The following is a 249-nucleotide window of genomic DNA, read 5'->3' on the forward strand; positions in this document are numbered from 1 at the left end:
TGTGGCCGGCCATCATGCCCTGCAGCCAGAAACTGTCGATCATGCCCTGAGAGGCAACCGCACCCGGGCGGTTGAAGCCGAAGAACGGGCCGGACGCGATGTCGCGATAGAGCTTCGAGCGATCCTTCAGGCTTGCCGCCTGCAGGCCGTCGAAGACCTCCTTCGGCAGGCCGCCAGGGTTCTTGTCGGTCTTGACCATCAGCGGCGGCACCGCCGAGATCAAACCGGCCTTGGCGATCCGGCTGGTGC

General features: G+C 65.5%; 1 pseudogene. It reads right to left on the reverse strand.

What is annotated here, in order from left to right:
- Positions 1–249: pseudogene (locus L981_RS33010) on the reverse strand (alpha/beta hydrolase); the annotation flags it as partial.

Source organism: Ensifer sp. ZNC0028, assembly GCF_000799055.1.
GTDB lineage: Bacteria > Pseudomonadota > Alphaproteobacteria > Rhizobiales > Rhizobiaceae > Ensifer.